The sequence below is a fragment of the Pantoea endophytica genome (assembly GCF_002858935.1).
Lineage (GTDB): Bacteria > Pseudomonadota > Gammaproteobacteria > Enterobacterales > Enterobacteriaceae > Pantoea > Pantoea leporis.
The window spans coordinates 168,096-182,411 of record NZ_PJRT01000028.1 but is presented as its reverse complement, the minus strand read 5'-3'; the positions used below and the strand labels follow the sequence as shown (position 1 = coordinate 182,411).

The window sequence follows — 14,316 nt, the reverse complement described above, 5'->3', positions numbered from 1 at the left end:
ATGGGAAAGGCTTTAGCTATCCAAAAATTGATGGTCGCAAAGCCGTAGCCGCTTTTGCAAAATTCACCCGTTACGATAAATCTGTCGATTATGGCTACGTTGCTTACGTCAAAGGCAAAACCCCGGATGAACCAACCATTATGTTTTTCGTCATGCGTAAGGGTACTCAGGCAACAATCAATCCCCCATTTGATCACAAAGAACTGGAGAAAATAGCAGAACATATCGTTGCATCGATTAAAAAGCGCTAATAAATATTTTCCGCCAACAGCATGTTGCTGCGCGCCGGTTCAAAATCCGGCAAGTTTTTCTCTCATCATCAGAAATGCGTCATTGTTGATGAGCGGCTGGCGTTTGTCGGCCGCATCGACCTTGCCTACAGTCGTTACGATGACAACTATGGCATGCAGGCCGATGCGGCAGGCCATCAGGGGATGAACATGTACAATCTCTGTGTCCCCGTGATGGCTGCGGACCGGGGCTATAACCCGATGAAAGAGTACGCGACGCCACATGCGGATCCGCGATTAGATCGCGATCCTAGTGCACGCGAACAGGCGAAAAAGCGCGAGGCCGTTAGCGTGACGCGCATTATTGACGCTGTACTGACGCGGCGTGAAAGCCAGTCGCCGGGCAAGGCTAAAGAAAGCACTTATCTGGACGCAAAAATCCAGCCGCGCATGCCGTGGCAGGATTATCAGGAGGCGATTGAAGACCCAGCTGTGTATGACCTGATAGCCAACTTTGTTCTGCGCTGGAACAGCTATCCACCACACTATCCCAAATCGTCACTGCTGACACAGACGCCAGAACTGCACATCCCGGAGACGCGTCCTGAGAGAGTCGGCTCCTGCCACGTTCAGGTATTACGCAGCGCATCTCAGGAGATGTGTCGGAGCGAGCAAAAACGGCCGCTGCGCGGGAAGCCGCCGGCGAGCAAAACGCAGCATGACGTGATGGACGCGATGAAGCTGCTGATCGACAAGGCCGACCACTATATTTATATCGAGAACCCGTTTTTCGTTTCGGCGTTTGGCGAGTCTTTGATAAAGGGACCGAAGGCGCTAAGTCCGGTGGCAAAAAGCATAACACCCTCTGCCGGAGCTTTTATAACGCGCAGATTTTCGGACAAGCCCGCACCCGAAAATCAGGTGGCTGAGTGGTTAGCCAACAAAATAAAGGGCCACATTATCTCGTTCAATCCAATGCCGTTTCACGTCTACATTATGCTACCGGTCCATCCGGAAGGCCGGCTGGACGAACCCTCCATCGTGGCGCAGATTCACCTGACGCGGCAGTTACAAAACGGCGTTAAAAGTTTTCATGCCCGGAGCACAATTGATTAGCGCTCCGGGCTACTTAAACAAAACTCGTTTGCTACAACGGTTCGGTCTGTGCCTCCACCACCGCTAACGCCACCATATTCACGATGCGCCGCACCGAGGCGATACGCGTCAACACATGCACCGGCTTGCTGATCCCCATCAACACCGGGCCCACCGTGACACCTTCGGAGCAGGAGACGCGCAGCAGGTTATAGCTGATACGCGCCGCTTCGACGTTCGGCATAATCAGCAAATTCGCAGTGCCTTTCAGCGGGCTGTCCGGCATCAGTTCACGGCGAATGCTCTCGACCAGCGCCGCATCACCGTGCATTTCGCCGTCAATCTCCAGATCCGGGGCGCGTTGCTGAATCAACGCGAGTACGTCGCGCATTTTGCGCGCGCCCGGCGCATTTGAGGTGCCAAAGCTGGAGTGCGACAGCAGCGCCACGCGCGGTTCAATGCCGAAGCGTCGCACCGTTTCCGCCGCCAGCAGCGTGATATCCGCCAGCTGTTCTGCGCTGGGATCTTCATTAACGTAGGTGTCAGCTATAAAGGTATTACCGCTAGGCAATAGCAACGCATTCATCGCGCCCGCCACCTTCACGTCCTCTCGCAGCCCGAACACTTTCTCCACCACATCATAATGTTCCTGATAATCGCCGATGGTGCCGCAGATCAGCGCATCGGCCTCACCGCGATGCACCATGATCGCGCCAATCAGCGTGGGATTGCCGATCACCGCGCGCTGGGCAGTTTCCGGCGTCACGCCGCGCCGTTTCATGATCTGGTAATACTCATTCCAGTACTCTTTGAAACGTGGATCGGACTCGTTATTGACGATCTCAAAATCTTTGCCGGCCTCGATCTTTAAACCCTGCTTTTGCAGACGCATAGCGATGACATTCGGCCGGCCAATCAGAATCGGCTTCGCCAGCCCTAACGTCACCAGCTCCTGCGTGGCGTGCAGCACGCGCACCTCTTCGCCTTCTGCCAGCACCACGCGTTTGGGATCTCTACGCGCCTGCGAAAAGATCGGCTTCATAAACAGGTTGGTTTTATAGACGAACTCGGTGAGCTGCTCACGATAAGCATCAAAATACTCGATCGGTCGCGTGGCGACGCCCGATTCCATCGCCGCTTTCGCCACCGCGGGCGCGATCTGCACGATTAAACGCGGATCGAACGGTTTGGGGATCAAGTATTCCGGGCCGAAACTCAAATCCTGATCGTCATACGCCGACGCCACCACATCGCTCTGTTCCGCCTGTGCCAGCGCCGCAATCGCGTGCACTGCCGCCAGCTTCATCTCCTCATTGATTGCCGTGGCACCCACGTCCAGCGCGCCACGGAAGATAAACGGGAAGCACAACACGTTGTTCACCTGATTGGGGAAATCAGAGCGCCCGGTGCAGATAATCGCGTCGGGCCGCACCTGTTTGGCCAGCGGCGGCATGATTTCCGGCTCGGGATTGGCCAGCGCCAGAATCAGCGGATCCTGCGCCATCTTCTGCACCATCTCCGGCGTCAGCGCTTTGGGGCCGGAACAGCCAAGGAAGATATCCGCGCCGCCAATCACCTCGTCCAGCGTGCGTGCGCCGCTATCGGCCACCGCATATGCGGCTTTGGTCGGCGTCATATTCGGCTCGCGATCGCGATAGATCACGCCTTTGGAATCGCACACCACGATGTTGTGCTGCTGCATGCCGAGCGCCACCAGCAGATTCAGACAGGCAATCGCCGAAGCGCCCGCGCCGGAGACCACCAGCCGCACATCGCCAATGGCTTTTTTGACGATGGTTAAGCCGTTGAGCACCGCCGCGGTACAGATGATCGCCGTGCCGTGTTGATCGTCGTGGAACACCGGAATCTGCATGCGCTCACGCAGCTGTTGCTCAATATAGAAACACTCGGGCGCTTTGATATCTTCCAGATTGATGCCACCAAAAGTGGGTTCCAGCGCGGCAATCACCTCTATCAACTTATCGGGATCGCGCTCATCGATTTCGATATCAAACACGTCAATGCCGGCGAACTTTTTAAACAGCACGCCCTTGCCTTCCATCACCGGCTTACTCGCCAGCGCGCCAATGTTACCCAGCCCCAGCACCGCAGTGCCGTTGGAGATCACCGCCACCAGATTGCCACGCGCGGTGTATTTGCGCGCCGCCAGCGGATCGGCGGCAATTTCCAGACATGGCGCAGCGACGCCGGGCGAATAGGCCAGCGCCAGATCGCGCTGGGTGGCTAAGGGTTTGGTGGGTGAAACCTGAATTTTTCCGGGCGTGGGGAATTGATGAAAATCGAGAGCGCTTTGCTTGAGTTGATCGTCCATTAGGCATCCTTTGGCATCGCTAAACAGGCGTTCAGTATAGGAATGTGCGGCACAAAAGAGGGTGAAGGCGCTCAAAGAACGCACAGTCGGAAAGGCACGGATTGCCACCGCTTCGCCTGCGGGATCGGCACAGCCTGCTATCCTTATTGATGGCAAAAAGCGTAGCTGAACCGTTTAGGCAAGTCCTCCTTTCACTATCGCACCTCTTAAGCGCCACGACGCCACAATCAGAGAAAACGCATTTTCTTCGTGTAACGTCTGTAGCACTGTGTTGGACCAATACTTAACAGGAATGGGTGCAACACCTTTGCCCACATTATTGCTAATCAAGGAGTTAAGTGATGAACCAGCTAGATGCATTGAAACAATACACCACCGTGGTGGCGGACAGCGGCGATATCGAATCCATTCGCCATTACAATCCAGAAGACGCGACCACCAACCCCTCATTGATTCTAAAAGCCGCCGGTCTTGAGGGTTATAAACATCTGATTGATGACGCCATCGACTACGCGAAAAAACAGGGCGGTAGCAAAGAGACGCAAATCATCAACGCCAGCGACAAAGTGGCGATCAACCTCGGTATGGAAATTCTGAAAAGCATACCGGGCCGTGTTTCGACCGAAGTGGATGCGCGCCTCTCCTTCGATCGTGGCATGTGTGTCACCAAAGCCGAGAAGCTGGTGCGTCTGTACGAAGAGCACGGCATCGACCGCTCACGCATTCTGATCAAACTGGCGTCAACCTGGGAAGGCATCAAAGCCGCTGAGGAGCTGGAGAAAAACGGCATTCAGTGCAACCTGACGCTGCTGTTCTCCTTCGCTCAGGCGCGTGCCTGTGCCGAAGCCGGTGTGTTCCTGATCTCGCCATTTGTTGGCCGTATTTACGACTGGTACAACACCCGCAAACCGATGGATCCGTATGTGGTTGATGAAGATCCGGGCGTGAAATCTGTGCGCCGTATCTACGATTACTACAAGAAGCACCGTTACAGCACCGTCATCATGGGCGCCAGCTTCCGCAAAGTGGAACAGATTCAGGCGCTGGCCGGCTGCGACCGTTTGACCATTTCCCCTAACCTGCTGGAAGAGCTGGCCAATAGCGACGCGCCGCTGGAGCGTAAGCTGGAGCCATCAACCGAAGGTTTCCATCAGCCGGCTTCACTTTCTGAAGCGGAATTCCGCTGGGAACACAATCAGGATCCGATGGCAGTAGAAAAACTGTCAGACGGCATCCGTCAGTTCGCCGTTGACCAGCAGAAGCTGGAAGATGTGCTCTCTTCTCGTCTGTAATCCGCACTCACTCTTATGGCGGATGGGCATTGGCTCATCCGCTATCGCCAAATCACAAGGGAGAACCTTATGTCTTCACGCAGAGAGTTGGCTAACGCAATTCGTGCACTCAGCATGGATGCGGTACAAAAAGCAAATTCCGGGCACCCAGGTATGCCGATGGGCATGGCAGATATCGCCGAAGTGTTATGGCGCGATGTGTTGAAACACAATCCCAACAATCCGGCGTGGGCCGATCGTGACCGTTTTATTCTTTCCAACGGTCACGGCTCGATGCTGCTCTACAGCCTGCTGCATCTCACCGGCTACGACCTGCCGATGGAAGAGTTGAAAAACTTCCGTCAGCTGCACTCTAAAACGCCGGGGCATCCCGAACTCGGTTACACGCCAGGCGTGGAAACCACCACAGGTCCGCTCGGCCAGGGCCTGGCCAACGCGGTAGGTTTAGCGATTGCCGAACGCACGCTGGCGGCGCAGTTTAACCGTCCCGGCCACGACATCGTCGATCACCACACCTACGTGTTTATGGGCGATGGCTGTTTGATGGAAGGCATCTCGCACGAAGTGAGCTCGCTGGCCGGTACGCTCGGTCTCGGCAAACTGATTGGCTTCTACGATCACAACGGCATCTCCATCGATGGTGAAACCGAAGGCTGGTTCACCGACGACACGCACAAACGCTTCGAAGCCTACAACTGGCACGTCATCGGTAGCGCAGAAGGTATCGACGGCCATGATTCGGCAGCGATCGCTGCGGCGATTAAAGAGGCGCAAAGCGTTACCGACAAGCCGTCACTGATTATCTGTCGCACCACTATCGGTTTCGGCTCGCCGAACAAAGCCGGTAAAGAGGAGTCGCACGGCGCGGCGCTGGGCGAAGAAGAAGTGGCGTTGACGCGGCAGAAACTGGGCTGGCACTATCCGCCGTTTGAGATCCCGAAAGAGATTTATCAGCAGTGGGATGCCAAAGAAGCGGGCGCGCAGCGCGAGAAATCCTGGGATGATAAGTTTGCCGCTTATAAAGAGGCACACCCCGAGTTGGCGCAGGAGTTTACCCGTCGTCTCAGCGGTGAAATGCCGGCTAACTGGAGTAGCGAAGTGCAGAAGTTTGTTGAAGAGCTGCAGGCTAATCCACAGAAAATCGCCAGCCGTAAAGCCTCACAAAATACGCTGGAAGTGTTTGGCAAGCTGCTGCCGGAATTCCTCGGCGGCTCAGCGGATCTGGCACCCAGTAACCTCACCATCTGGTCGGGCTCAAAATCGATCAAAGAGGATACTGCCGGTAACTACATTCACTACGGCGTACGTGAATTTGGTATGACGGCGATCGGCAACGGCATCGCGCATCACGGCGGCTTTGTGCCATATACCGCTACCTTCCTGATGTTCGTCGAGTACGCGCGTAATGCGGTGCGCATGGCGGCGCTGATGAAGGCGCGTCAGGTGCTGGTCTATACGCATGACTCCATCGGCCTCGGCGAAGATGGTCCGACACACCAGCCGGTTGAGCAGATTGCCAGCCTGCGCGTTACGCCAAACATGAGTGTGTGGCGTCCGTGCGATCAGGTGGAAACCGCCGTGGCGTGGCAAGCCGCCGTTGAGCGCCATCATGGGCCAACCGCGCTGATCCTGTCGCGTCAGAACCTGCTGCAGCCAGAGCGTAGCAAAGAGCAGGTGGCGAATATTGCACGCGGTGGCTATGTGCTGCAGGACAGCAACGGCACGCCGGATGCGATCATCATCGCCACCGGTTCGGAGATTGAAATCGCGCTGGGCGCGGCAGATAAACTCACCGCTGCTGGCCACAAGATTCGCGTGGTTTCGCTGCCGAGCACCGACGTGTTTGATAAGCAGGACGTTGCGTATCGCGAATCGGTGCTGCCATCCGGCGTGAAAGCGCGCGTGGCGGTCGAAGCCGGTATTGCTGATTACTGGTACAAGTATGTTGGTCTGGATGGCGCGATTGTCGGTATGACCACCTTTGGTGAGTCAGCCCCCGCCGGCAAACTGTTCCCGGAATTCGGTTTCACCGTCGAGAACATTGTCAGCCATACTGAAGCTTTACTCAAGCCGCACTAATCGATCTGGCCCTGCGTCTTTTTGGCGTAAGGGCCATTTTTTGATCACAGCCTGAAACAGAAAAAAATCCGCCCTGCCCCCTTCACGCCTCGCGCAAACTGATTACTATAAGCTTTCCTCCGATTCTTATAGCGGACGCTTTCCCGTTGAAAAAACGTACTCCTTTTTTACTGGCCTTAATGGTTACAGTGCTTCCATTAAAAAGCATGGCGCAGTCGTCGCCCGATCCGCTGTTGGCATCGCAAATTGTTGATCGCTACGCCGAGCACATTTTCTATGGCAGCGGCGCAACCGGCATGGCGCTGGTGGCGATTGATGGCAATCAGCGGGTTTTCGCCAGCTTTGGTGATACGCGCCCCGGCAACAACGTGCGTCCGCAGCCCGATTCGGTGATTCGTATTGCCTCGCTCAGCAAGCTGATGACCAGCGAAGTGATGGTGAAGATGGCCGAACGCGGTCAACTGCGTCTTGACGATCCGCTGAGCAAATACGCGCCGCCTGGCGCGCGCGTGCCAAGCTATAACGGCCAGCCGATTCGCCTGATTAACCTCTCCACCCACACCAGCGGCCTGCCGCGCGAGCAGCCCGGCGGTAAACCGCATCGTCCGGTGTTTGTCTGGCCGACCAAGTCCGATCGCTGGCAGTGGCTGAGCGGAGCGGCATTAAAGGCCGCGCCAGGCACCAATGCCGCCTATTCAAACCTGGGCTTTGATCTGCTGAGCGATGCGCTCGCCAAAGCGGCGGGCATGCCCTATCCAGCACTGTTCCAGCAGTTGATAACGCGTCCGCTGGGCATGAAAGACACCACCTTTACGCCGTCACCGGATCAGTGTCAGCGTCTGATGATTGCCGAGAAAGGTGCCAGTCCGTGTAACAACACGCTGGCGGCCATCGGTAGCGGCGGCGTTTACTCAACGCCAGACGATATGGGCCGCTGGATGCAGCAGTTCCTTAACTCGGCGGTGAATCACCGCACGCCGCAAATTGATCGCCTGCAAACGCTGATTTATCGTCGTGACCAGCTAACCAAAGTGGAAGGCATGGATGTGCCGGGCCGCGCCGATGCGCTGGGCATGGGTTGGGTCTATATGGGGCCGAAGGAAGGTCGTCCGGGGATTATTCAGAAAACCGGCGGTGGCGGCGGCTTCATTACCTATATGGCGATGGTGCCGCAGCACAACGTCGGCGTGTTTGTGGTGGTGACTCGCTCGCCGTTAACGCGTTTCACCCCGATGAGTGATGGCGTGAATAATATGCTGACCGAGCTGGTGGGTAATCAGTCGGGTTCACCGATGACGGTGCAAGCCATCCGCTAACTGGGTTGTGGTGCAGGCTGTAGCGGCGCAATTCATTGCGCGATAAATCGCGCCGCTACGGAATGTGCAATGATTTAATGCTGCACGTGGTATTAACGCGACTGCACCGGATTTTGCGATTCAGTGACCCAGAGTGTTGGCCAATCCTCACTGCTGTGCCACGCATCGCAGGTCTTCTCTTCCGCATACTCCGCCAGCACAAACTCGTTGCCGTCATACTGCCAGCGCGTTGCCACGCCGCAATCCCCCAAACCACGTCCTTTACTGAAGGTGTAGAGCAATTCATGGCTGGCATCAAATTCCGCGTTCACCAACTCCAGCTGATTATCCCCGCGTGACGGCGGCGTAAACGGCAGCGTTAAGCTCAGACCGCGCGACACATAAGGCTGCGTGCGCGTCACTTCAAAGGCCAGATCGATCACGTTATACGCACCGGTTTCGCAGCTGATCAGCAGTAGCGCTTTGCTGTCGGTCAGCGGCGACACGCTCACTTCACGCCGCAGTGGATCGAGCGAGCAGTTATCGGTATTCACCCGCCAGGTACCAAAATCAATTAAACCGCTGGTCTCTTCCTGCGTCAGCGGCGGCGGCGGCGGTAATGGCGAAGGTAACGCCGGCAACGCTGGCTGCGGCGGCACATCCCACTGCACGCGGTCGCCACGCTTCACCCAGGCGCTGGCACCGTTGACGCGGCCCTGCACGTCATCCATCAACAGTAATGCCGCCTTCATGCCGCTGAGCGGAATGGTGGCGTTGGCTTTATAGGTCAGCTGCAGATTTTGCGCATCCAGCGTCTGCGCCAGAAACTCGTCGATGGCGATAGCATTACTGGTCGCCAGATGATGCGGTTCCACCGTCCAGTGTTTAAGGTCTGGTGTGAGACGGCGTTGATCGAGTAGCAGGTTATCCTTGAGCGGGCCGCCCGGCAGCTCACCGCTGTAGGCGCTGCCGTAATCAATACGCAGCAAGGGACGATCGTTGACGCCAGCATGACGTGAGAGCGTCATCACTAAGCCGTTGTCACCGGGAAAACTGCGTGCCACGCAAAAAGCCGCGTTGTTACAAGTCAGTTGCCAGTCAGAAAATGACTTTTGCAGTGGCTGAGCCTGAACGCACGCGACAAAAAGAAAGGGCAATAAAAGCAGTAACTTCATCCAATACGACATCAAAAAAATCGGTCCCCAAATTCCTGGAAAGAAAATAATAGCGCAACGGGAACGCTGTCAGCAGGCCTAAACTGTGAGCCGGCCCTAAAAGCGAGGTTAACCGCTGAAAAAGCCGTCACCTGTGGCGAACGGGTACTGGATGGGGCAAGCGCTCATCATCCGTTTTGACCGATTACTGCTCAATCGGATTCGTCGGACTCTTGTTAACTCATCACAAAACGGTCAAATACACACAAACGGTCATAAGCGGTCATGTTAGGTTAAATCCATGTTTTGGATTTGCAACGCGCGTAGAACGCGGATTTCGCGCCATTAGGCTTATTTATGTGAGACACATCACTTAATTTTGATAACCAGACATCTCATTTACATATAAGACAGATCCAGATCACTCTAATCAGCTAAGGCGTTTTGGTGACTGTGGACTCGTGCGCAGCCCACACTTTCCAAATGCGCTATCCAGTAATTTATAGCCATCGGAGGTTAGTTATGTTGCCGATTGAAAGACAGCAGCGAATTATTGACGAATTAAATTTAAATGGTCGGGTCATTGTCGCTGAATTAGTCACGTTATGTCAGGTTTCACAAGAAACTATTCGGCGTGATTTAACCCAGCTGGAGAAACGTGGTCTGTTACAACGCAGTCACGGTGGTGCGGTACCAGCAAAACGACAGGCCGCCAACATTCAGGGAAATACGCGAGGTGTTAACGAGTATGAATTATCTTTCCGCCAGAGAGTCAATGAACATGTTGATGCAAAAATGGCTATTGCCAAACGCGCACTCGATTTCATTAGCCCCGGCGATTGTATATTACTCGATAGCAGCACCACTTGCTGGTATTTAGCGCGACAGCTGCCGGATATTGAATTAACGGTATTAACCAACTCCATCAGGATTGTGCAAACCCTTGCGGCGCGCGGCAGCATCCGCACCATCTGTCTGGGAGGGGAATATTCTGACCGTTATGAAGATTTCCACGGCGTCGTCGCCGAGCAACCGCTCAGGGAATTTCAGATCAATAAGATCTTTTTCTCCTGTAGCAGTTTAGGCAATGACGGTTATTTACGTGAAGGTAACGAAAACAACGCACATTTAAAACAGCAAATGTTATTAGCAGCGGAAAGAAAACATCTGCTGCTGGACGGAAGTAAATTCCTGCGGCCCTCATTCGCGCGTATTTGTCATTATCGCGATGTGGACTTTCTCATTACTGACCAATTAAAAGACAAAGAGCTGGAACAAGAATTAGCGTGGAACGGCGTCAATATTATTGATTGCTCCCAGCGCAGCCATTCTATGCAGCTAATAAAAAATTAAATCGGAGTCTTTATGAAAAAACATCTTATCGCCTGTTCTCTGCTCGCCCTGTTTGCCGCCTCCGGCGCGCAGGCTGCTGACAAATTACGCATGGGCATCGTGGTGAAAATTGGCGGTATTCCGTGGTTCAACGCTATGGAAGCGGGCATCAAGAGTGAAGCAGCGAAACGCGGCATTGACGCGTGGATGGTGGGACCAACGGCGGCCGATCCGGCTCTGCAGGTGCGCGCTATCGAAGATTTGATTGCCCAGAAGGTCGACATCATTGGCGTGGTGCCAAATGACCCGAAAGTGCTGGAGCCGGTGCTGAAGCGCGCCCGTGATGCTGGCATTGAAGTGATCACCCATGAATCGCCGGATCAGAAAGGCGCTAACTGGGACTTCGAACTGGTGGATGCGCCGACGCACGGCATCAACCATATGAAAGCGCTGGCGAAATGCATGCATGAAGAGGGCAAATACGCCATGTACGTCGGCAGCCTGACCGTGCCATTGCACCAGCAGTGGACCGACGCCGCGCTGAATTATCAGAAAGAACACTATCCGAAGATGCAGATGGTCACCGACAAGTTTGGCGTCGGCGAATCGCTGGATGACTCGATTCGCACCACTAACGAACTGATGTCCAAGTTTCCGGATTTGAAAGGGATTATGGCCTTTGGTTCACAAGGTCCGATTGGCGCCGGTCGCGCGGTGATGAACCGTAACAAGATCGATCAGGTCTGCGTAATTGGTGCCTTTAGTCCTGGCCAGGGCGCATCGCTGGTGCAGCGTGGCGCGATCAAAGGCGGCTACATCTGGAATCCACAAACCGCTGGCGAAGTGTTCGTGCGTATCGCCGACATGATGCAGAAGAAAGAGCCAATCACCGACGGAATGACCATCGAGGGTTTGGGCAAAGTGAAAGTTGACGAGGCGACCCACACCATCCTCGGCAACAACACCGAAAGCCTGGACAAAGAGAACCTGCCAAAACTGGTGAAAATGGGGCTGTAATGATGAATGAGGTGATCCCACAGACGCTGATTGCGCTCGACAACTTGTCGAAAACATTTGGTGGCAACCGCGCACTGAGCGATATCTCGCTGACCTTACTGGCTGGCGAAGTGCACTGTCTCGCTGGCACCAACGGCTGTGGCAAGAGCACCTTAATCAAAGTCATTTCCGGGGTGCACGCCCCGGATAGCGGCAGCCGCATCACGCTGGGCGAAGGCCCGAGCTTTCCGCGTCTGACCACTCGCCAGGCGCGTGAATTCGGTATCCAGGTGATTTATCAGGATCTGTCGCTGTTCCCCAACCTCAGCGTGGCGGAAAACATCGCCTTCGAGCACAACCTGAATAGCCTGCTCGGCTGGCACCGCAAAGCCAAACTGCGTGAAACCGCGCAGCGCATCATTGATGAACTGAAGTTTGAACTCGATCTCGATGAGAAAGTGGCGTCGCTGTCGATTGCGCAGCGTCAGCAGGTGGCGATCTGCCGCGCGCTGGTCGCCGATGCGCGGCTGGTGATCATGGATGAGCCGACGGCGTCGCTGACGCGCACCGAAGTGAATCAGCTGCTGCGCACCGTGCGTTACCTGAAAGACAAAAACATCTGCGTGGTGTTTGTCAGCCATCGTCTGGATGAGGTGCTGGAGATCTCAGATCGCGTGACGGTGATCCGCGACGGCCGCAAAATGGGCTGCTGGCCCGCCAAAGCGATGACGCCGCACCATCTGACCGAGCTGATGACCGGCCTGAAGCTCGACTATCAGCTGAAAACGCCGACGCGCCATGACGATCGCCTGATCCTCGAAGTCGAAAAACTCACGCGCGCCGGACAATACCATGACGTTAATTTCAAACTCTATCAGGGCGAAGTGCTGGGCCTGTGCGGCCTGCTGGGCTCGGGCCGCACCGAACTGGCGCTGTCGCTGTTTGGCATGACCAAACCGGACAGCGGCAAGATCTGGCTCGACAGCAAACCGGTGCGTTTCCGTGGACACGAAGATGCGATCAAAGCCGGCATCGGCTACGTCTCCGAAGATCGCTTAACCCTGGGTTTGGTGCAGCAACAATCGGTGGCCGACAACATGGTGCTGCCGATCCTCGACAAGCTGCAAAACCGTTTCCACCTGATTGATGAATACCGTAAGAACAAGCTGATCCTGCAGTGGATTCAGCAGCTTGGCGTGCGTGTTGCCGATCCCAATCTGGCCATCTCCACGCTCTCCGGCGGCAACCAGCAGAAAATCGTGCTGGCGAAATGGGTGCTGACCCAGCCGCGCATCCTGATCCTCGATTCGCCCACCGTTGGCGTGGATGTCGGCGCTAAAGCCAGCATCTATCAGCTAATTCATCTGCTGGCGAAAGAGGGTTTGTCGATCATCCTGATTTCCGACGAAGTGCCGGAGGTTTGGTACAACTGCGACCGCATCCTGCACTTCCGTGATGGCACCGTTCATGCCGAATACCAACCCGATACCGTTGAGCAACAGCAGCTAGCGGAGGTGATCAATGCCTGATTTTTCTCGTTTACGTCCGAGTTCCAGCCAGGGCTGGCTGGCCTGGGTTTTGCTGGCGTTCATCGTGTTTTTCTCTGCCGCCAGCGATCAGTTCCTGACGGTGCAAAACCTGCTGGATCTGGCAGAAAGCTACGCTGTGACCGGCATCTTCGCCCTCGGCCTGTTTGTGGTGCTGGTGACCGGCGGCATCGATATCTCCTTTGCTGCGGTGGCGTCGGTGGTGCAATACCTGATCGCCTCGCTGTTTGTGCAGTTCCAGTTCGATAACGCCCTGCTCAGCATCCTGCTGGCGGTGGTGTGCGGCACGCTGTTTGGCGTGATCAACGCCCTGCTGATCACCACGCTGCGAGTGGTCTCAATCATCATCACCATCAGCATGCAGTCGCTGCTGTTTGGCCTGTTGATGTGGGTAACCGGCGGCAAAAGCCTCTATTCGCTGCCGGACTGGTGGATCACGCTGCGCAGCGTGCTGCCGTTCACCTGGCAAGGCAACAGCTTCCAGATTGGCTTGCCGCTGGTGACCATGCTGGTGATTGCCGGACTCACCGCGCTGCTGCTGAACAAAACCAATCTCGGTCGCCAACTGTATGCGGTGGGCGGCGATGCGGAATCGGCGCGCCGCATCGGTATTCGCGTCGGTCTGATTCATGTCTTCGCCTATGGCTGGCTGGGTGCCATGGCGGCGATTGGCGGCTTGGTGCAGGTCTATCGCATGGGCGAAGTGGTGCCAAATGCGCTGGTCGGCGGCGAGCTGGATGTGCTGGCCGCCACGGTGCTGGGCGGTGCCAGCCTGATGGGCGGCAAAGGCACGGTGAGCGGCACCTTAATGGGCGTGTTCCTCATCGCCATCCTGAAGAACGGCCTCAACCTGATTGGCGTCTCCAACTACTTCATGAACATCGTGGTGGGCGGCGTGATCATGGTGGCTATTGCCGTGACTCACTACAAAAAACGTAAAGAAACTGATGTCAGTTTCGTCTAA

The 14,316-nt window shown here is 55.6% G+C and carries 10 protein-coding genes and 1 pseudogene; 9 read left to right on the top strand and 2 right to left on the bottom strand.

The genetic code is table 11. The features are described 5' to 3' along the window. Together PZBJ_RS24150 and PZBJ_RS17605 are read left to right on the top strand one after the other, a co-directional pair. Window positions 1–251: pseudogene (locus PZBJ_RS24150) on the top strand (T6SS immunity protein Tli4 family protein); the annotation flags it as partial. Window positions 252–272: 21 nt separating this feature from the next. Continuing rightward, a complete protein-coding gene (locus PZBJ_RS17605) occupies window positions 273–1,346 on the top strand; it encodes a phospholipase D-like domain-containing protein (protein ID WP_101763553.1) in 1,074 nt (357 codons plus the stop codon). A 31-nt stretch (window positions 1,347–1,377) separates the two neighbouring features. On the opposite strand, the gene maeB is transcribed toward PZBJ_RS17605, so the two are convergent. Beyond that, window positions 1,378–3,657, bottom strand: coding sequence for an NADP-dependent oxaloacetate-decarboxylating malate dehydrogenase (gene maeB, locus PZBJ_RS17600; protein ID WP_101763552.1), 2,280 nt, complete (start codon window positions 3,655–3,657; stop codon window positions 1,378–1,380). A 341-nt stretch (window positions 3,658–3,998) separates the two neighbouring features. Here maeB and tal point away from each other — a divergent pair, with 341 nt between their 5' ends. The 3 genes from tal (at window position 3,999) to ampH (ending at window position 8,344) form a co-directional block, all read left to right on the top strand. Further along, window positions 3,999–4,949 (top strand): transaldolase, encoded by a 951-nt coding sequence (gene tal / locus PZBJ_RS17595; RefSeq protein WP_101763551.1) that lies wholly within the window; start codon window positions 3,999–4,001, stop codon window positions 4,947–4,949. Between the two features lie 69 nt (window positions 4,950–5,018). Beyond that, window positions 5,019–7,028, top strand: coding sequence for a transketolase (gene tkt, locus PZBJ_RS17590; protein WP_101763550.1), 2,010 nt, complete (start codon window positions 5,019–5,021; stop codon window positions 7,026–7,028). 146 nt (window positions 7,029–7,174) lie between these two features. After that, window positions 7,175–8,344, top strand: a complete 1,170-nt coding sequence (gene ampH, locus PZBJ_RS17585) for a D-alanyl-D-alanine-carboxypeptidase/endopeptidase AmpH (protein ID WP_101763549.1) — start codon at window positions 7,175–7,177, stop codon at window positions 8,342–8,344. Window positions 8,345–8,436: 92 nt separating this feature from the next. Here the strand turns inward: ampH and PZBJ_RS17580 are convergent, their stop codons facing one another. Further along, entirely contained in the window at window positions 8,437–9,510 is a 1,074-nt protein-coding gene (locus tag PZBJ_RS17580; RefSeq protein ID WP_101763548.1) for a DUF1176 domain-containing protein, read from the bottom strand. A gap of 489 nt (window positions 9,511–9,999) precedes the next feature. Between PZBJ_RS17580 and PZBJ_RS17575 the strand changes: the two genes are divergently transcribed. The 4 genes from PZBJ_RS17575 to PZBJ_RS17560 are packed head-to-tail and all read left to right on the top strand — an operon-like array spanning window position 10,000 to window position 14,316. Beyond that, window positions 10,000–10,830 carry a DeoR/GlpR family DNA-binding transcription regulator gene (locus PZBJ_RS17575; RefSeq protein WP_101763547.1) on the top strand — a complete coding sequence of 277 codons (831 nt, stop codon included), beginning with the start codon at window positions 10,000–10,002 and terminating at the stop codon, window positions 10,828–10,830. A gap of 12 nt (window positions 10,831–10,842) precedes the next feature. After that, a complete protein-coding gene (locus PZBJ_RS17570; RefSeq protein ID WP_101763546.1) occupies window positions 10,843–11,826 on the top strand; it encodes a substrate-binding domain-containing protein in 984 nt (327 codons plus the stop codon). Between the two features lie 2 nt (window positions 11,827–11,828). Next, entirely contained in the window at window positions 11,829–13,334 is a 1,506-nt protein-coding gene (locus PZBJ_RS17565) for a sugar ABC transporter ATP-binding protein (protein WP_101763559.1), read from the top strand. Beyond that, window positions 13,327–14,316: an ABC transporter permease gene (locus tag PZBJ_RS17560; protein ID WP_101763545.1), complete on the top strand. Its 990-nt coding sequence runs from the start codon at window positions 13,327–13,329 to the stop codon at window positions 14,314–14,316. Before PZBJ_RS17565 ends, PZBJ_RS17560 begins: the two co-directional genes overlap by 8 nt.

Bases quoted from the DNA above. Each gene is read 5' to 3' on its own strand.
- PZBJ_RS17605 (WP_101763553.1), top strand. From the start codon at position 273: ATGTTGCTGCGCGCCGGTTCAAAATCCGGCAAGTTTTTCTCTCATCAT.
- maeB (WP_101763552.1), bottom strand. From the start codon at position 3,657: ATGGACGATCAACTCAAGCAAAGCGCTCTCGATTTTCATCAATTCCCC.
- tal (WP_101763551.1), top strand. From the start codon at position 3,999: ATGAACCAGCTAGATGCATTGAAACAATACACCACCGTGGTGGCGGAC.
- tkt (WP_101763550.1), top strand. From the start codon at position 5,019: ATGTCTTCACGCAGAGAGTTGGCTAACGCAATTCGTGCACTCAGCATG.
- PZBJ_RS17580 (WP_101763548.1), bottom strand. From the start codon at position 9,510: ATGTCGTATTGGATGAAGTTACTGCTTTTATTGCCCTTTCTTTTTGTC.
- PZBJ_RS17575 (WP_101763547.1), top strand. From the start codon at position 10,000: ATGTTGCCGATTGAAAGACAGCAGCGAATTATTGACGAATTAAATTTA.
- PZBJ_RS17570 (WP_101763546.1), top strand. From the start codon at position 10,843: ATGAAAAAACATCTTATCGCCTGTTCTCTGCTCGCCCTGTTTGCCGCC.
- PZBJ_RS17565 (WP_101763559.1), top strand. From the start codon at position 11,829: ATGAATGAGGTGATCCCACAGACGCTGATTGCGCTCGACAACTTGTCG.
- PZBJ_RS17560 (WP_101763545.1), top strand. From the start codon at position 13,327: ATGCCTGATTTTTCTCGTTTACGTCCGAGTTCCAGCCAGGGCTGGCTG.